General features: G+C 70.0%; 21 protein-coding genes and 1 pseudogene. 14 read left to right on the forward strand and 8 right to left on the reverse strand.

Annotated elements, in window-relative coordinates; all coding sequences use genetic code 11:
• Positions 1-22: 22 nt before the first annotated feature.
• The 6 genes from ABFX55_RS25185 (at position 23) to ABFX55_RS25210 (ending at position 3858) form a co-directional block, all read left to right on the forward strand.
• On the forward strand, positions 23-232 hold the full coding sequence (locus ABFX55_RS25185) for a carboxymuconolactone decarboxylase family protein (protein WP_346124867.1): 210 nt from the start codon (positions 23-25) through the stop codon (positions 230-232).
• Positions 229-870 carry a hemerythrin domain-containing protein gene (locus ABFX55_RS25190; protein ID WP_346124869.1) on the forward strand — a complete coding sequence of 214 codons (642 nt, stop codon included), beginning with the start codon at positions 229-231 and terminating at the stop codon, positions 868-870. The genes ABFX55_RS25185 and ABFX55_RS25190 overlap by 4 nt, the downstream gene beginning before the upstream one ends.
• An 81-nt stretch (positions 871-951) precedes the next feature.
• On the forward strand, positions 952-1731 hold the full coding sequence (locus ABFX55_RS25195; protein ID WP_346124871.1) for an SDR family oxidoreductase: 780 nt from the start codon (positions 952-954) through the stop codon (positions 1729-1731).
• Between the two features lie 297 nt (positions 1732-2028).
• Complete coding sequence (locus tag ABFX55_RS25200) at positions 2029-2253, forward strand: hypothetical protein (RefSeq protein ID WP_346124873.1); 225 nt, start codon at positions 2029-2031, stop codon at positions 2251-2253.
• On the forward strand, positions 2250-3599 hold the full coding sequence (gene qcrB / locus ABFX55_RS25205) for a cytochrome bc1 complex cytochrome b subunit (protein ID WP_346124875.1): 1350 nt from the start codon (positions 2250-2252) through the stop codon (positions 3597-3599). The genes ABFX55_RS25200 and qcrB overlap by 4 nt, the downstream gene beginning before the upstream one ends.
• On the forward strand, positions 3583-3858 hold the full coding sequence (locus ABFX55_RS25210; protein ID WP_346124877.1) for an FAD-binding protein: 276 nt from the start codon (positions 3583-3585) through the stop codon (positions 3856-3858). The genes qcrB and ABFX55_RS25210 overlap by 17 nt, the downstream gene beginning before the upstream one ends.
• A gap of 62 nt (positions 3859-3920) precedes the next feature.
• Here ABFX55_RS25210 and ABFX55_RS25215 read toward each other — a convergent pair whose 3' ends face one another.
• From ABFX55_RS25215 to ABFX55_RS25225, 3 genes are read right to left on the reverse strand one after another with little or no spacing between them, the layout of a single operon-like run.
• Positions 3921-4355 carry a carboxymuconolactone decarboxylase family protein gene (locus tag ABFX55_RS25215; protein WP_346124879.1) on the reverse strand — a complete coding sequence of 145 codons (435 nt, stop codon included), beginning with the start codon at positions 4353-4355 and terminating at the stop codon, positions 3921-3923.
• A 47-nt stretch (positions 4356-4402) separates the two neighbouring features.
• Positions 4403-4675 (reverse strand): EthD domain-containing protein, encoded by a 273-nt coding sequence (locus ABFX55_RS25220; RefSeq protein ID WP_346124881.1) that lies wholly within the window; start codon positions 4673-4675, stop codon positions 4403-4405.
• Between the two features lie 13 nt (positions 4676-4688).
• Positions 4689-5414, reverse strand: a complete 726-nt coding sequence (locus ABFX55_RS25225; RefSeq protein ID WP_346124882.1) for an SDR family NAD(P)-dependent oxidoreductase — start codon at positions 5412-5414, stop codon at positions 4689-4691.
• Positions 5415-5509: 95 nt separating this feature from the next.
• On the opposite strand from ABFX55_RS25225, the gene ABFX55_RS25230 reads away from it, so the two are divergent.
• Entirely contained in the window at positions 5510-6214 is a 705-nt protein-coding gene (locus ABFX55_RS25230; RefSeq protein WP_346124884.1) for a GntR family transcriptional regulator, read from the forward strand.
• A 7-nt stretch (positions 6215-6221) separates the two neighbouring features.
• Here ABFX55_RS25230 and ABFX55_RS25235 read toward each other — a convergent pair.
• Together ABFX55_RS25235 and ABFX55_RS25240 are read right to left on the reverse strand one after the other, a co-directional pair.
• Positions 6222-6494, reverse strand: a pseudogene (locus ABFX55_RS25235) (VOC family protein); the annotation flags it as partial.
• A gap of 457 nt (positions 6495-6951) precedes the next feature.
• Entirely contained in the window at positions 6952-7635 is a 684-nt protein-coding gene (locus ABFX55_RS25240) for a TetR/AcrR family transcriptional regulator (RefSeq protein WP_346124886.1), read from the reverse strand.
• 45 nt (positions 7636-7680) lie between these two features.
• Between ABFX55_RS25240 and ABFX55_RS25245 the strand changes: the two genes are divergently transcribed.
• The 3 genes from ABFX55_RS25245 (at position 7681) to ABFX55_RS25255 (ending at position 8968) form a co-directional block, all read left to right on the forward strand.
• The gene (locus ABFX55_RS25245; RefSeq protein WP_346124888.1) at positions 7681-7974 is read left to right on the forward strand and encodes a hypothetical protein; all 294 of its coding nucleotides are present in this window, start codon (positions 7681-7683) and stop codon (positions 7972-7974) included.
• Positions 7971-8339, forward strand: a complete 369-nt coding sequence (locus ABFX55_RS25250; RefSeq protein WP_346124890.1) for a saccharopine dehydrogenase NADP-binding domain-containing protein — start codon at positions 7971-7973, stop codon at positions 8337-8339. The genes ABFX55_RS25245 and ABFX55_RS25250 overlap by 4 nt, the downstream gene beginning before the upstream one ends.
• A 191-nt stretch (positions 8340-8530) precedes the next feature.
• Positions 8531-8968 carry a hypothetical protein gene (locus ABFX55_RS25255; protein WP_346124892.1) on the forward strand — a complete coding sequence of 146 codons (438 nt, stop codon included), beginning with the start codon at positions 8531-8533 and terminating at the stop codon, positions 8966-8968.
• A gap of 415 nt (positions 8969-9383) precedes the next feature.
• On the opposite strand, the gene ABFX55_RS25265 is transcribed toward ABFX55_RS25255, so the two are convergent.
• Positions 9384-10616: an amidohydrolase family protein gene (locus ABFX55_RS25265; protein ID WP_346124894.1), complete on the reverse strand. Its 1233-nt coding sequence runs from the start codon at positions 10614-10616 to the stop codon at positions 9384-9386.
• 19 nt (positions 10617-10635) lie between these two features.
• Positions 10636-10872 (reverse strand): hypothetical protein, encoded by a 237-nt coding sequence (locus ABFX55_RS25270; protein WP_346124896.1) that lies wholly within the window; start codon positions 10870-10872, stop codon positions 10636-10638.
• A gap of 186 nt (positions 10873-11058) precedes the next feature.
• Here ABFX55_RS25270 and ABFX55_RS25275 point away from each other — a divergent pair, with 186 nt between their 5' ends.
• Positions 11059-11274, forward strand: a complete 216-nt coding sequence (locus ABFX55_RS25275; protein WP_346124898.1) for a tautomerase family protein — start codon at positions 11059-11061, stop codon at positions 11272-11274.
• A gap of 267 nt (positions 11275-11541) precedes the next feature.
• On the opposite strand, the gene aztA is transcribed toward ABFX55_RS25275, so the two are convergent.
• Positions 11542-12321, reverse strand: coding sequence for a zinc ABC transporter ATP-binding protein AztA (gene aztA, locus ABFX55_RS25280; protein WP_346124900.1), 780 nt, complete (start codon positions 12319-12321; stop codon positions 11542-11544).
• A gap of 49 nt (positions 12322-12370) precedes the next feature.
• Here aztA and aztB point away from each other — a divergent pair, with 49 nt between their 5' ends.
• From aztB to aztC, 3 genes are read left to right on the forward strand one after another with little or no spacing between them, the layout of a single operon-like run.
• A complete protein-coding gene (gene aztB / locus ABFX55_RS25285) occupies positions 12371-13213 on the forward strand; it encodes a zinc ABC transporter permease AztB (protein WP_346124902.1) in 843 nt (280 codons plus the stop codon).
• Between the two features lie 11 nt (positions 13214-13224).
• The gene (locus ABFX55_RS25290; RefSeq protein WP_346124903.1) at positions 13225-14427 is read left to right on the forward strand and encodes a hypothetical protein; all 1203 of its coding nucleotides are present in this window, start codon (positions 13225-13227) and stop codon (positions 14425-14427) included.
• Positions 14424-15335 carry a zinc ABC transporter substrate-binding protein AztC gene (aztC, locus tag ABFX55_RS25295; RefSeq protein WP_346124905.1) on the forward strand — a complete coding sequence of 304 codons (912 nt, stop codon included), beginning with the start codon at positions 14424-14426 and terminating at the stop codon, positions 15333-15335. Before ABFX55_RS25290 ends, aztC begins: the two co-directional genes overlap by 4 nt.
• Positions 15336-15353: the final 18 nt, after the last annotated feature.

The raw sequence follows: 15353 nt of genomic DNA on the forward strand, positions 1-15353 counted from the left end.
TGGTCGGCGCCCTGCGAGGAGAGTGATAGAGAAGCCCACCGCGAACCCGGCCGGTCGGGGGCGCGGTGAGGCCGAACTACGGGGCCAGGTCGCCGACCACTACGAGGAGATCCAACTGGTGGCGCTGATCCTGCTGATCTCTCTCACGAACCTGTGCAACCGGCTCACCGCCACCATCCAGGAACCCGCGGGCACCAGCCGGCGCAGACCCGCCCGAAGGAGAAAACCGTGAGCAATACGCTCGACATGACGGCGATGTATGCGATGCATGATGCGCTGCGTCGGGAAGCCGAGCACCTGGCCAGGGTCACCGCCCGGGTCGACCGCGACCCCCGCACCGTCTTGCGCACCGCCGCAGGCTGGGAGCTGTTCAAGACGTCCCTGCACGTCCACCACACCGCCGAGGACGACGCGTTGTGGCCCGTGCTGCGCCGGACCCTGGCCGACCGCCCCGCCGACCTAACCCTGCTGGAGGCGATGGAGGCCGAGCACGCCGGCATCAACCAGGTCATCGAGGCGATCGACGCGGCACTGGCCGAACCCGAGTTCAGACTGGACCGGCTCGGCGACCTCACCGACTCCCTGGTCACCGGCCTCACCGGACACCTCGGGCACGAGGAGGACCAGGCGCTGCCGCTGATCCAAGCGGTCACCACCCAGGAGCAGTGGGCGCACTTCGGGCAGATCCACGCTCAGCGGATCGGCCCCGACGTGCCCCGAATCCTGCCGTGGCTCCTGGATGGCGCGAGCGACCAGGCCATCACCACGATGCTGGCTCCACTCCCCGAACCGGCGCGCCAGGCCTACCAGAACCAGTGGCGACCCGCCTACGTGGCCCTCGACCGCTGGAGTGCCGTAACCGTGGCCTGACTTCCGCCGCGACGGCAATCCGTCGACCCGTACATATCCATGAAACGAAACGCTACGTTCCATTACTCGAAAGGGACGATCATGACGACCAACGTGGAGACCCCGCACCCTGGGAATGACACCATCGCCAGGCCGACCTCGGCGTTGATCACCGGAGGCAACAAAGGACTCGGCTTCGAGGCGGCCCGGCGGCTCGGGGAACAGGGCTGGACGATCTTTCTCGGCTCGCGCGACGAAGCTCGAGGACGGGCAGCGGCCGACAAGCTGACTGACGCTGGCGCGAACGTGATCATGGTCCCGCTGGACGTGACCTCGGACGAGTCGGTGACCGACGCCGTACGGCTGGTCCGGGAGCACACCGACCGGCTGGATGTGCTGATCAACAACGCCGGCGCGCCAGGAAGGGGCATTACCCCTGCAGACGCGACCGTTGACGAGATTCATTCCGTCTACGACACCAACGTGTACGGACCGATCAGGGTCACGCACGCGTTCCTTCCCTTGCTGCAGGCGGCGGACCATCCGCGGGTGGTGATGGTGTCCAGCGGTGGCGGTTCCTTCACGGTCGTAACCGATCCGGAGCAGCCCTTCTCGAAGTTCCACGAGCTCGCCTACAGCTCGTCGAAGGCGGCGCTGAACATGATCACCGTCCGGTACGCCCAGGCGCTCCCGGAGATCAAATTCAACATCGCCACCCCCGGAGAAATCGCCAATCGCAAATTCGCCGCCACCGACATGAACCATCACACCGGCGAGCTGACGGTCACCGAAGGCACCGACTCGATCGTCAAACTCGCGATGATCGACGCCGACGGGCCGACCGGTACCTTCATCGACCGCCTTGGCCTTGTTGCCTGGTGACCGCCGCGCAACCAACCGTGGGGGCAACAGGCAACAACGGCAACAAGGTGTCCACATGGCCGAAGCCAACCCGAGGTTGCAACACGCCGAAGTGGTCGCCAAGGACATCACGCCCAACTGCACGGTGAGCAGCCCACGGCCACCTACCAGCCCATGCCCTTCCCCATGATCCTGCTCCCGCTCGGCCCGAACGGCGGTGGCGGACAACTGCCCTCCCTGAGGGCCATTCGTCGCCCGGATCTGTTCGCCGGCCGCTTCACCGAGCAGTTCAGCCCCACCGCCTGAAAGGTTTTGAACATGCAGTACACCCACCATGGCCGTGGCGGCCTTTCGGTGTCCCGGCTCGCGCTCGGCACCACCTCCCCCGCTCACCACCTGGCCGGCCACCGCAACCGGATCAGGGGCGCCGCTGACTGGGCGCTGGACGCCATGCTGCCGCGTGTGCAGCTCGGGCTGGTCCGGGGAGATGCAGGGCCGCTGGACAGCGCTGAGCCCGAGCTACCTCGCTCGGTCTCCTCGTGAAGGGCCTGCAGGTACGCCTCGCGCACGTGGTGGGCACGCGGCAGCGAAGCCGTAGCGACCATTGGTCGTTCCTGTTCGGCCAGATCGCGGTCTACAGCCTGGTGGTGCTCGTCGTCACCGGAGCCTTCCTGACCTTCTTCTACGACCCGGACATGACCCAGGTGATCTACCAAGGCGGCTACACCCCGCTGCGTGGCGTGCCGGTCAGCCGCGCCTTCGCCTCCACCTTGGAGGTCAGCCTGGAGGTGCGCGGCGGTCTGCTGATGCGGCAGGTCCACCACTGGGCCACGCTGATCTTCATCGGCGCGGTCTGCCTGCACCTGCTACGCCTGTTCTTCACCGGCGCCTTCCGCCGGCCACGCGGCCCGAACTGGCTGATCTGGGTCGGCCAGTTCGTCCTGGGCATCGTCGCCGGCGTCACCGGCGGCATCCTGCCCGACGACATGCTCTCCGGTGGCAGCCTCAGCCTGATTCAGGGCGTCACCCAGTCCATCCCGCTCGTCGGCACCTACCTGACCGGCCTGCTGTTCGGCGGAGCCGTCCCCGGCGACCAGGTCATCCCGCTGTTCTACCGGCTGCACGTGCTGCTCATCCCGGTGATCATGGTCGAGCTGCTCGTCGTCAGGCGCTGGCTGCTCCAGCGGCACGGCCGCAGCCACTACCCGGGCACGACCCACGTGCCGCCGCTCAGCTCGCTGGCGTTGTTCTTCGCCACCTGCGGCGTGCTCACCCTGCTGGGCACCGTCGCGCAGATCAACCCCATCTGGCAGTACGGCCCCGCCCGGCCAGGCACCACCGGCGCCGGAGCCGTGCCCGACTGGTATATGGGCTTCCTCGACGGCGCCATCCGCATCATGCCGGCCTGGGAGCCCATCGTCGCCGGTCACCCGCTCCCCCTGTCGGTCCTCATTCCCGCCCTGGTCGTCCCGGGCGCCTTCTTCACCGTCCTGGCCGCCTACCCGCTCATCGAACGCCGGCTCAGCGGCGACAGCAGGATCCACCACACGCTGGATCGGCCCCGCGATGCCGCCGTCCGCACCGCCGTGGGCGCGGCCGGCATGACGTTCTACGGCCTGCTGTGGGTGGCGGCCGCCAATGACCAGCTCGCCCACCACTTCAGCCTGTCCTTGTTCGCCGTCACCTGGTTCTTCCGCATCGCGGTCGTCGCCGGGCCTGTCGTGGTCTTCGAGCTCACCCGCCGGATCTGCCTGGCACTACAGGAGCAGGACAGGGAACGGCTCGCGCACGGCGTCGAGACCGGCAGCCTTCGCCGTTCGCCCCGTGGCGAATACACCGAGGCCACCACGTCCCCCGCACAGAGAGGTATCCATGCCGATCAACACTGATATCGAGATCCACGCGGCGAACGTCCTGGTCATCGGCTCCGGCGCGACCGGGCTGCGGGCGGCGATCGCCGCCGCGGAGGCGGGCTGCGAGGCGCTCATCGTCGGCAAGCGGGCCAGGACGGACGCCCACACCGCGCTCGCCGCCGGTGGCATCAACGCCGTGCTCGGCACCCGGATCTTCGCCGACACCTGCAAGGAGGGCTACGGCCTCGGCGACCCTGGTCCGTCGGGGTGCCTTCCCGGGCGGGCTGGAAGTTGATCCTCAAGAACCGGCGCCTCGACGGACAGTGCCCCGCCGTGCGTGTCGAGAAGAATCCGGTGTCAGGGGGACGTCTGGAACTGTTCTGGTTCTGGCTTGAGCTGGAGGACGGCGCCGATCGTCTGGCTGGCGGTGATGAAGGTGATCCAGGCGAGAAGCTCGCTGATCTCGGCATCGGTGAACTCGGTCCGCAGGACGTCGAACTGCGCGTCGATGATGTCGTTCGGCCCCTGCAGCATGAATTCGGCGAACGCCACCGCGAGCGATTCCTTGGGATCGGGATGCGAGTCCGCGGCGCTTCCCCACGCCTGGCAGTACTCGCAGCCGTTGCCGAACGCGAGCACACGCCGCACCTGCTCCTTCAGTTCCGGGGTGAGCGTGCCCTTGACGATCAGTGTTTCTTCCAGGTGCTCCCAGGCGGCGAGGATGGCGGCGTTGTGCCCGAGCAATCGTTGAAATCCGGTGGTCCCGTGGGTTCCATCCGTGATGCGCGGCATGCTGGCTCCTTACGTCGTAACCGTGGTGATGGATCTCTGACGGCCTGTCATCGTCGGCCGGCAGCGTGCCGCCCGGCCAGGTGGCCGAACGCTTCTTCGCTGTCGAACCGTTGCTCGGCGAACCCGTCCCAGCCGCAGTCCGCTGACGGTGCGCCGGCGAGGGTGTCGGTGTCGCCATCGCGCGCGGAGATCCGGTTCTTGCGGCGTGGCGGCTGCTGCCTGCCGGCGACCAGAGGGGCATGCTCCTCGATCCACCACCGCCGGAACTCCTCGAGCGTGAGAAGAGGCGCTCGCTTGAGCAGCCAGACAAGCTTGATCACGAATCTCCTCGGGTCAGAGGGACAGCCAGCCACCGTCGACCGGAAGGAACGCTCCAGTGATGTACGAGGCGGCATCGCTGAGCAGGAACCTCGCCACGGCGGCGACCTCCGCAGGCTCGGCGAAGCGTCCGATCGGGACCCGCTCGAGAATGCGCGGCGCACGCTGCGGATCGTCGATCGTCGCCTGACTCATCGGGGTGGCGACGATGCCAGGGCCGATCACGTTGACGCGGATGCCGGTGTCGGCCAACTCGACCGCGAAGCCGCGGCCAAGCTGCAGGACGCCACCTTTGCTGGCCGTGTAGGCGAGGTTCCCACCCCAGGCGACCTGGGACAGGATGCTGCCGATCAGTACCAGGGATCCCGGTCTCCCGGTAGATCGCAGGTGGGCGGCGACCGCGCGGCAGACGAGAAAGCTGCCGTACAGGTTGACGTCGACAGTGTGCCGGAACACCTCGGCGGGCATGTCGATCGCGGGCACCGCCGCCTCCTCGATCCCCGCGCAGTGGACGAGGCCGTCAACGCCGCCGAACTCGGCGACCGCGGTATCCACGACCCGCTGGACCTGCTGCTCGTCGGTTACGTCAGCAACCACGAGCACCCGTGCGGCGGTCGAGGCCGCGGCGCCGAGCGCGGACTCGTCGGAGTCCACGGCGACGACGCGGTGGTCGCTCGCGAGGTCCGCGGCGACGGCGTGGCCGATGCCCGACGCGGCGCCGGTGACAATGACGACCTTCAATACATGTCTCCAGGCGAGAGGACTTAAGGGGTTACCAGGATATAAGTGAGGAACTTCTGATGTGTCAAGTAATGACTACTGATATATTAGCGCTCATGCCCTCCATAGACGTCGCCGAGTTCGCCGACTCCCTCGTCGCCTCCGTCTACAACCAGGTACGGGAGGACATACTTCTCGCCCGGCTCGCCCCCGGGGCCCTGGTGTTCGAAGCCGACGTCGCGCGCCGCTTCGAGGTCTCGAAGACACCCGCGCGCGAGGCGCTGCGCCTGCTCGTGGGAGACGGGATCCTGCAGGTCATGCCCCGCCGCGGATACGTCGTCCGCCCGGTCGGCCTCGGCGACCTGGTTGAGGTGTTCCGGTTGCGCCTGTTCCTGGAGCCGGGACTGGCGGCCGATGCCGCCGGCCGGGCCACGGAGGAACAGGCACACGCCCTGGAGGAACTCGTCGCGCGCTACGTTGCCGAGCAAGACTGGCAGCGCCAGGTCCGGCTCGCCATGCGGATCCACCACGACATCGTCCTCGCCACGGGCAACAAGCGAGCTGTGCCCATCGTCGACAGCCTGGTGTTCGAGGCACACCGCGTTTGGATGAGCCTCAGCGCCAGCCCGCCGCGGGCCGCCTACGAGCATGCGCGAGACCGCTACCAGGACATCGCGACCGCCGTACGCGATCGTGATCCGGACACCGCCTCCGCACGGATGAGAGACATGCTCACAGCGGCGCAACGGCACCTGATCTCTATCGCCGGCGGCATCCCGCTCGACGATGCGGCCCTGAGCTGGTCCACCGGGAACCACTGATCCGGCCTTGGTAGATCTCCTGAGGCTCCAGCACGCAGAACACGTTGCCCTCCGGGTCGGCCAGGACCGTCCACGGGACGTCGCCCTGGCCCACATCGGCGGGCGTCGCACCGAGCTCCTTCAGACTCGCGACCAACTCCGTCTGATGAGCCGCAGAGGTGGTGGCGAGATCGAGGTGCACGCGGTACTTCACCGTTTCGGGGTCCGGGACGGTGACGAGATCGATGGAGAAGGCCGCAGGGTCCGGCCAGACGAAGCCCTCGGGCCAGAGGTTGGTCACGCCGGGCCCCTCGCTGGAAACACCCCAACCGAGCGCCTCCGCCCAGAACGGCCTGTCGTTGACGAAGCTGTCACCAGGTACACGCCCTGGTCATCGCATGTGGTGTGGACGGGCCGCTGCGGTTGAACGCCCAGCAACGCTGCAGCGATGCGTCCCTGCGACGTCGCCTCCAAGCGGCCAACCGCCGCAGCCGACAGCTCGCCGAGGCCCTCTTCGTGTTCCATGCGTGCTGGCTGGGTGACATTGGTTGCGTTCGCCGTTGACGTCACGAGCCGAGTTCGATGACTCCCGCCAAAGCGGACCATGGGGAACGAGCCTGTCCCAGCCGTGGTGGATGTCCCAGGACCCGTGCACGAGGATCATGGGCTGTCCGTGCGCAGTGCGCTGGTGGTGCAAGCGGAGGCCGTCGACGAGTACATGGGGCATGCGACGTGTCTTCCGGGGTTCGGCGGGGGATTCAGGCGTGGCGGTCCGTCGTGGTGAGCAGGCGGGTGAGCGCGTCGACGGCCCAGTCCTGCCACCGCTGGTGGGCCCAGCCGCGGTCGTTGACGAGCAGGTTGTAGGTCTCTGGGGAGAGTACGGCCAGGGCGATGTCGGCGGCGGCCTCGGCGATGAGTCCGTCGCGCAAGGCGGTCTTGCGGGCCAGGGCGTCGGCGAAGACGCGTTGCACGGTGAGCCGCTGCTGGAGGTTGGCGGCCCAGACCTCGGCCAGGTCGGGGTCGGTGGTGGCGGCGCTGCGCACGACGTCCAGCAGGGGTGCGGCGCGCAGGTAGATGTCTGCGGCTCCGACGACCTGGCTGTGCAACTGTCCCAGCGGGTCGGGGTCGGTGAGCGCGTCGCGCACCCACTGCCGCTGCAGGGTGGGGATGGGCTCGTCGTCACCGGCGACGGCCAGGTCGAGGGCGGTGGTGAGGATGGCCCGCTTGGTGCCGAAGGAGTAGTAGACGGTCGGCTCGCTCACCCCGGCTTTGGCCGCGATCGCGGTGATGCTCGTGGTGGTGTAGCCGGCCGTCGTGAACAGCTCGGCGGCCGCGGTCACGATGCGGGCGCGGGTGGACCGGGCCCGCGCGGCCCGCCCGTCCTCCCGCCCATCCTCCCTGCCGGATGCGCGCCGGGTCTGGGGTCGTGGTGTTTCGCTCACAACTTGACTATAGCGCCACTATGAAAACATTCTTATAGCGTGACTATGAAAACTTGGGGGGCAGTGGGGCGTTTCGGGATGCGCGCGGTGCTGGCGGCGGGCATGGGCCTGCTCGGATTCGCCCGCACCGGCTATGCGCTCGGCCTGACCGGCGTGCTGCTGGCCGCGGCGACGCGGACCGGCCCGAGAGGAGACGTCGCCGGCGGGCTCAGGGCGGGCTTCGCGATCGCGGCCGGCCTGGCCGTCCTCGGGATCGTCCGCGCTCTGGTCATGTTCACCCGCCCGGGCGTAGACCCGGCCACAACCACCGCACAACCGCAAGGAGCCAACCGCCGATGACCACGATCCTCATCCTGGGCGGCTACGGCGCGGTCGGTCGCGAGGCCGCGCAGGCGCTCACCAGCCACCCCGGCACGAACGTCATCGTGGCCGGACGCAATCCCGACAAGGTCCCGCCCATCCCCGCCACCACGGCGATGCGCGTGGACGCCGCCGACCCCGCCGATCTGGCCAAAGCGTTGGACGGGGTCGACACCGTGCTCATGTGCGCCGAGATCGACAACGCCCGGGTGGCCCGCGCCTGCGTGGAGCGCGGCATCCACTACGTGGACGTGACCGCCTCCCCCGCCTGGTCGCCGGCCTCCAGGCCCTGGACGGACCGGCCAGGGAACACGGCGCGACGCTCGCGCTCAGCGTCGGCCTGATCCCCGGCGTCACCAACCTGCTGGCACGCTTCTGCGCCGAACACTCGGCGGCGGACTACCTGCTCATCGGCGCGCTGCTCGGCTCAGGCGAAGCGCACGGACCCGCCGCACTCGCCTGGACGCTGGACGGCCTGGGACAGCTCGAGGGCTCGTGGACGATGCGCTTCCCGGAACCGTATGGCGAGCGCACCGTGCACCGCTTCCCATTCTCCGACCAATACACCCTGACCGGCACCCTCGGCGTCACCTCGGCCCGTACGGGTCTGTGCCTGGACTCCCGCCTCGTCACCCGGCTGCTGTCGGTGGCTGGACGGCCGGCCGTCGCCCGCCTGCTCCACCGCCCCCGGGTCCGTCGCCTGCTGCTCAGCGCGCTGAGCACGGCCCACGTCGGCGGGGACGGATTCGCCGTGACGGTGCGTTGCGGCACGGTCCAGGCATCCTTCACCGGGCGGCGGCAAAGCCGCGCCACCGGACGTACCGCCGCCCTGCTCATCTGCCACCTCCCCGGCCTGCCGCCCGGGGCCGCCCACATCGAGCAGCTCGTGGACCCTGAACGGTTCCTGACCGAGCTGGCCACCGATGGATTCGCCCTCGACTTCGGCGACGACCCGCAGGGCACGCTCGCATGACCGTCACCCGGGCCGCCCCCGGCACGCGGGTGCTGGCACCCGATCTCGCCAGGGGCGGCATGCTCTTGCTCATCGCCGTGGCCCATGTTGGGCATCGCCGGCTTCGCCGTCGTCACCACCGTGGGCGTCGCCCTGCTGGCCGGGGCTCGGTTCGGCCGGTGATTCTGGCTCGGCTTTCAGGCTGGCGTCACCTCAGGCGTCGTCCTCGGCCGACTACCACACGCTGGCCCTGACCCTCTGGTTCCTCGGTATCGCTACCTTGATCGCTCATCGGTTCTGGGCTGGAGCACTCTGGTCTGAGCCGGCGAGGCCCTGGAGGCGCTGTTGGGCGGCGCGACGGTCAGCACCTGGAACGCCTGCCGCGCCGCCGTGCTGTGCCGAAGATGACGCCGCATGCGCTTGGTCGGCAGACCTGTCAACGGCACGGCGGCTGGAACTCCGTCCTCGTGCTCGTGCTCGCGACCACCCGCCCGCCGACGACGACGTGGCGCGGCGCGGCGTGCAGGGTGAGGGCCTCCCTGACCGTCCGACCCTCCAGGACGACCAGATCGGCGGGCGCGCCGGGGACGAGGCGGCGCGCCGGGCGGCCGAGCACGCGGGCCGCGTCCACCGTCACCATGTCGAACAGCCGGTCGAGGTGGGCGTCGGCGCGCGCCTCCAGCAGGTGCGCCGCCAGGAACGCCACCTCCAGCAGGTTGTGGCGGCCGAAAGGGTAGTAGGCGTCCTCGATGTCGTCCTGCCCGAGCGCCACCGGCAGCCCGGCGTCGGCGAGGGTGAAGACCGGCAGGTGCAGCGGGCCCGTGTGCGGATCGCTGACGAACCCCAGGCCCGCCCTACGGCACAGCCCGATCAGCCTGCGCAGGTAGGGCTCGGGGTAGAGCGCCATCGCGCGGGCATGCTGGGCGCTGCCGCGCACACCGGTGGCCAGCAGCGCGCAGGCGAGCATCTCGGTGGTGCGCAGCCCGGGATCGCCCGCGTCGTCGACCAGCATCGCCACCCGCCTTCCCGTACGGCGGGCGAGATCGACCATACGGCGCACGTGCTCGGCCGCGTCGGCGTCGGTGTACTCGATCCACGGGATGCCGCCCACGACGTCGGCGCCCAGCCGTACCGCCTCGGCGATCAGTTCCTCGGTGCCAGGACGGCGCAGCAGGCCGTCCTGAGGGAAGGCGACGACGCGCACCTCGACCAGATCACGGAACTCATCGCGCAGCGCCAGCAGTGCCTCCACCCCGGTGAGCCCGGCGTCAGGGTCCACGTCGGCGAACGCCTGGACGACGCGGACGCCATGCCGTACCGACTCGGTCAGCGCCCGCCTGGCGCGCTCGAGGACGGCGGCGGTGGTCTGCTCGCGCTTGACGGCGGCGGCGGTCTCGATCGCGTCCATCGCCGCGCCCATCGTGCCCTCGGTGTAGGCCTCGAGCGCGTGCGAGCCTGCCAGGTCGAGCGTGTGGACCTTGCACAGGTGCAGATGGGCGTCGGCGAACGGCTCGGTGACCAGGTGCCCTTCGGCGTCGATCACCTGGACGGCATCGCCAGGCGCGTCACGGTCCTCAGGGGTCACCGCGGTCAGGACGCCGGCGTCGGCGGTGAGCATCCAGCGGCCAGGACGGGCTCGCAGGGTCGCGTCGCGGATGAGCAGGTCCACGCTGCCGACCCTACGGCGTTCAGGTCGATGCCGTCCCACCAGGCAGCCGCGCCCGGTACTCGGCGTCGACCGCTGCGGCCGCGTGCCGTACCTCGTCAAGGGCGGCGTCGCCCACGCCCTCCCGCCACTGGCGCGCGACCTCCGAGGCCCACGCCTCATCCAGCGGGGAGAGGAACTCCAGGACGGCCCGCGTGCCGCCCCCGTCCAGCGGCGTGCCGAAGGCGACGATGCCCCATGGTGTCGCAGTACGTGGCATCCGGTCATTCTCGTGTGAGACTGGCCATATACGCAGGATGTCGGTGAAGTACACAGGCCGGCCGTATCCGCGGGATGAGGAGCGCGTGGTGTTCCTGGTCGACGTGGAGCACAGCGTCACCATGAAGTTCGGCTGACGGGTCACCCGCTCCCCTCACCATGTCGTGCAGAACAACGGGGAGGAATCATGCCACTCATCAACGTCAAGATCATCGAGGACGTCTTCACCGAGGCCCAGAAGGCCGAGATGGTCACGAAACTGACCGACGCCATGGTCAGCATCGAGGGCGAGAACATGCGTTCGGTGACCTGGGTCGTCATCGAGGAGGTCAAGAGCGGTGACTGGGGTATCGGGGGGAAGACCCTGACCACCGCGGACGTGAAGGCTCTGGCCGCGGGCTGACCCGCGGACGGGGTGACGTGGTGCGGGCGATCCCGCCGCCGGGACCGCCCGCCATCGCACGGGACCTGAGGACCCCCCGAGCGCGTCACCGTCGCTTTCCCCGTCGCGGCCTGCGCGGCCGAGCCGGGTGCCCAATCCGCGGGTCTCGCCCCGCAGGTGTCGTTCATGGACTGCACCGGCCTGAACGTGCTGATCAGGACGCAGCCTTTCAGTCGCAAGCACGGCGGCAGCATGCGCCTGGCCGCTCACAGGCCCGGCGTCCGTAGATCAGGGCTTGGCTTCTGCAGTTCGGGGCGCGGCGTCTGTGGGTCGGACCGCGTACTCGAATACCCGCTCGAGCGTCCGCGGCGTCAGGACGGACTCGGGCGGGCCCTCCGCGACCAGCCGGCCCCCGTCGAGGAGGAGGCAGTGGTCGGCGCGCATGGCAGCGGTCAGGTCGTGCGTGGCGTGCACGATCGTGACGCCGCGCGCCTTCTCCCGGTCGAGGACGGACGTGATGTGGTGCTTGGCGTTCATGTCCAGGCCGGTCGTGGGCTCGTCCAGCAGGAGCAGGGCGGGCTCCTGGGCGAGCCCCTGCGCCAGCAGGACACGCTGGCGCTGGCCGCCTGACAGCGTGCTCAGGTGGCGGGCGGCCAGCGGGGTGACGTCCAGCATGGCCATACAGGCGTCGACGATCGACCAGTCCTGCGCCGTGAGTCGCCGCCACGGGCCGCGCAGCGCCCAGCGGCCCATGGCCACCGTGTCGCGCACGGTGATCGGCATGGCGTCGGAGACCGCGTCGCGCTGGACCACGTAGCCGGGGCGGCCGGGGGCGGCGTGCTCGACGGTGCCCCGCGACGGGCGTACGGTGCCGGCCAGCACGCCCAGCAGCGTCGACTTGCCCGAGCCGTTCGGGCCTACGACGGCGGTCACGCCGCAGCGGGGCAACCGGGCCGAGAGCCCGCGCAGGACCGTTGTGCGGCCATAACCCGCCGTGACCTCGCTGATCACGACCGCGTTCCCGCTCACTGTTTCACCCGTCATCTCGCCCAACGTCTCGCCCGTCATGAAGCCTCCCTTGAAAATGACAACGGTTTTCATTGTAGAGTCCTGAGTCATGGATTGGTTGCTTGATCCCTTTCAGGTGTCATTTGTCCGGCAAGCGCTATGGGCCGGAATCCTGGTGTCGCTGCTCTGCGCGCTGGCCGGGACGTGGGTCGTGCTGCGCGGCATGGCCTTCCTGGGCGACGCGATGTCGCACGGGATGCTGCTGGGAGTGGCGCTCGCGTCGCTGGCCGGAGTGAACGTGCTGATCGGCGCGCTGCTGAGCGCGGGCGGGATGGCGTTCGGGGTGAGCGTGCTCAGCCGGTCCGCCCGGTTGACGCAGGACACCAGCATCGGTCTGCTCTTCGCCGGGATGTTGTCCCTGGGCGTGATCGTGGTCTCGCACTCCCAGTCCTTCGCGGTGGACCTGACCGCGTTCCTGTTCGGCGACGTACTCGCGGTCGGCGGGCGCGACCTGGCCGGGCTCGGCCTGGCGCTCGCCGTCACGGCCGGGGTGGCGGTGCTCGGGCACCGGCTGTTCGTCGCGCTCGCCTTCGACCCGCGCAAGGCGCACACGCTGGGGATGCGTCCCCGGGTGGCCCATGTGCTGCTGCTCGCGCTGGTCACGCTGGCGATCGTGGCCTCGTTCCACATCGTCGGCACGCTGCTGGTGTTCGGGCTGCTGATCGGGCCGCCCGCCGCCGCGGCACTGTGGTCCCGCCGCATCCCGACGATCATGCTCGGCGCGGCGCTGATCGGGATCGCCTCGACCGTGATCGGGCTGATCGTGTCGTGGCACGCGGCCACGGCGGCGGGCGCCACCATCGCGGCCGTGGCCGTGGGGGCGTTCTTCCTGTCCGCCCTGGGCGACCTGCTGCGTCGGCGGCCGGTCCGGCTCGAGGGGGCGGCGAGTTGAGGGCGTACCGGATGGTCGCGGGGGTTTTGGCGGGGGTCCTCCTCGCGGGCTGCGCCCCACGTGAAGGCGGCACGGACGAGGCGGTCGCGTCCGGCGGCACCGAGCAGGAGGCGGCCGTGTCGGGGGGTGCCGAGCGGGAGGCTGTCCCGCACGGGTACGTCGAGGGCGCCGAGGAGACGGCCGAGCCGCAGTACCGCCTCGTCCTGGCCGACGGGGCGCAGGCGCACGTGTTCGACCTGCTCACCGAGCGGGCCACCGCGGTCGCCGACGTCGCCGGCGTGCGGGAGGCCACCGGCGACGGCCGGTTCGCCTACCTCACCACGGGCGCGGGCGGGCTGAGGGTCGTCGACAGCGGCGGCTGGACCGTCGATCACGGTGACCACATGCACTACTACCGGGCCGCGACGCGCGATCTCGGCGTGATCGCCGGGACGGCGCCGTACGAGGTGGCCGCGGATCCGGCGGTCACCGCCGTCCGGTCCGCCGACGGCACGGTCACGCTCTACGACCGCGCCCGCATGGAGAAGGGCGAACTGGCCGAGATGGGCCGGATCGCCGGGGCCGCGGCCGCGGTGCCGTACCGGGACCGCCTGCTGGTCGCCGAGGACGGCGGCGGCGTGCGCGTCAGAACGCGGACCGGCGAGGCGGGAGCCGCCGTCGGGAACTGCCCGGATGCGGCGGGAACGGCGGTGACCCGGCGCGGCGTGGTCTTCGGGTGCGCCGACGGCGCCCTGCTGGTCGCCGAGAAGGAAGGGGAGTTCGAGGGCGTGAAGATCCGATACCCGCGCAAGACGGCGGCCGGCGAGCGCGTGACGGCGTTCCGGCACCGTCCCGGGAGCTCGACGCTGGCCGCGAAGGCCGGCGACGCCGGGGTCTGGGTGCTGGACGTCGCCGACAGGGTGTGGCGGAGGCTGCGGACCGGTCCCGTGGTGGCGGTGAGCGCCACCGGAGAGGACACGCCGGTGGTGTCACTGGGCGCGGACGGCGTACTGCGCGCCCACGACTCCGTCACCGGAAAGCAGACCGCCGAGACCAGGCTCTTCGAGACCCCGCCGACGGGCTCGCCGACCATCCAGACGGACACCGCCCGCGCCTACGTCAACGACCCGGCGGGCCAGGTGATCCACGAGATCGACTACAACGACGCCCTGCGCCGCGCACGCACGTTCCGCCCCGGCTTCGTCCCCGCCCACATGACGGAGACCGGCCGATGACCGCGCTGTTCCGGATCGCGGCGGCAATCGTGCTCGTGGCGGTGGCCGGATGCGCCAGCGCCGCGGACCGCGGGCCCACGGTGGTCGTCACCACCAACATCCTCGGCGACGTCACGAAAGCGGTCGTCGGCGGGGAGGCCGAGGTGACCGTGCTCATGAAGCCGGATTCCGACCCGCATTCGTTCGGCGTCTCCGCCAAGGAGGCGGCGCTCATTGAGGACGCCGACCTGCTCGTCTACAACGGGCTCGGCCTGGAAGAAGGCGTCCTGCGCAACGTCGAGGCCGCCAAGCGGTCCGGGGTACCCGCGCTGGCGGTCGGGGAGGGCGTCGATCCGATCCGGTTCGCCGCATCCTCCGGTGAGACGGCGGGCCGGCCCGACCCCCATTTCTGGACCGATCCGCAGCGCGTGGCCAAGGCCGTGAACCTGATCGCGGAGCAGGTCGTGGCACACGTGGACGGTGTGGACGCCACCGCCGTACGGTCGGGCGCCGCGAAGTACCGGGACCAGGTCGAGCAAGTGGACTCCTGGGTCGAGGAGCAGGTCGCCACCATCCCGCCCGAGTCCCGCCACCTGGTCACCAACCATCACGTCTTCGGCTACTTCGCCCAGCGGTACGGCTTCGAGGTCGTCGGAGCCGTGATCCCCAGCGGCACCACGCTGGCCTCCCCGAGCGCCTCGGACCTGAAGTCGCTCAGGGACGCGATCCGCCGTACCGGCGTCAAGGCGATCTTCGCCGACTCCTCCCAGCCCGACCGGCTCGCCCAGGTGCTCGCCTCCGAGGCGGGCGTGGACGTCAAGGTCGTCCCCCTGTTCTCGGAATCGCTGAGCCGCAGGTCGCCGGGCGCGGCCACGTACCTCGAGATGGTCCGCACCAACACCAAGGCCATGACCGACGGCCTGCGCTGAACCCCCTCGACAGACCTG

Origin of the sequence: Nonomuraea roseola, from assembly GCF_039535395.1 — a bacterium.
Lineage (GTDB): Bacteria > Actinomycetota > Actinomycetes > Streptosporangiales > Streptosporangiaceae > Nonomuraea > Nonomuraea roseola.

Bases quoted from the DNA above. Each gene is read 5' to 3' on its own strand.
- ABFX55_RS25195 (WP_346124871.1), top strand. From the start codon at position 952: ATGACGACCAACGTGGAGACCCCGCACCCTGGGAATGACACCATCGCC.
- ABFX55_RS25200 (WP_346124873.1), top strand. From the start codon at position 2,029: ATGCAGTACACCCACCATGGCCGTGGCGGCCTTTCGGTGTCCCGGCTC.
- ABFX55_RS25210 (WP_346124877.1), top strand. From the start codon at position 3,583: ATGCCGATCAACACTGATATCGAGATCCACGCGGCGAACGTCCTGGTC.
- ABFX55_RS25215 (WP_346124879.1), bottom strand. From the start codon at position 4,355: ATGCCGCGCATCACGGATGGAACCCACGGGACCACCGGATTTCAACGA.
- ABFX55_RS25230 (WP_346124884.1), top strand. From the start codon at position 5,510: ATGCCCTCCATAGACGTCGCCGAGTTCGCCGACTCCCTCGTCGCCTCC.
- ABFX55_RS25245 (WP_346124888.1), top strand. From the start codon at position 7,681: ATGAAAACTTGGGGGGCAGTGGGGCGTTTCGGGATGCGCGCGGTGCTG.
- ABFX55_RS25250 (WP_346124890.1), top strand. From the start codon at position 7,971: ATGACCACGATCCTCATCCTGGGCGGCTACGGCGCGGTCGGTCGCGAG.
- ABFX55_RS25270 (WP_346124896.1), bottom strand. From the start codon at position 10,872: ATGCCACGTACTGCGACACCATGGGGCATCGTCGCCTTCGGCACGCCG.
- ABFX55_RS25275 (WP_346124898.1), top strand. From the start codon at position 11,059: ATGCCACTCATCAACGTCAAGATCATCGAGGACGTCTTCACCGAGGCC.
- aztA (WP_346124900.1), bottom strand. From the start codon at position 12,321: ATGACGGGCGAGACGTTGGGCGAGATGACGGGTGAAACAGTGAGCGGG.
- aztB (WP_346124902.1), top strand. From the start codon at position 12,371: ATGGATTGGTTGCTTGATCCCTTTCAGGTGTCATTTGTCCGGCAAGCG.
- ABFX55_RS25290 (WP_346124903.1), top strand. From the start codon at position 13,225: ATGGTCGCGGGGGTTTTGGCGGGGGTCCTCCTCGCGGGCTGCGCCCCA.
- aztC (WP_346124905.1), top strand. From the start codon at position 14,424: ATGACCGCGCTGTTCCGGATCGCGGCGGCAATCGTGCTCGTGGCGGTG.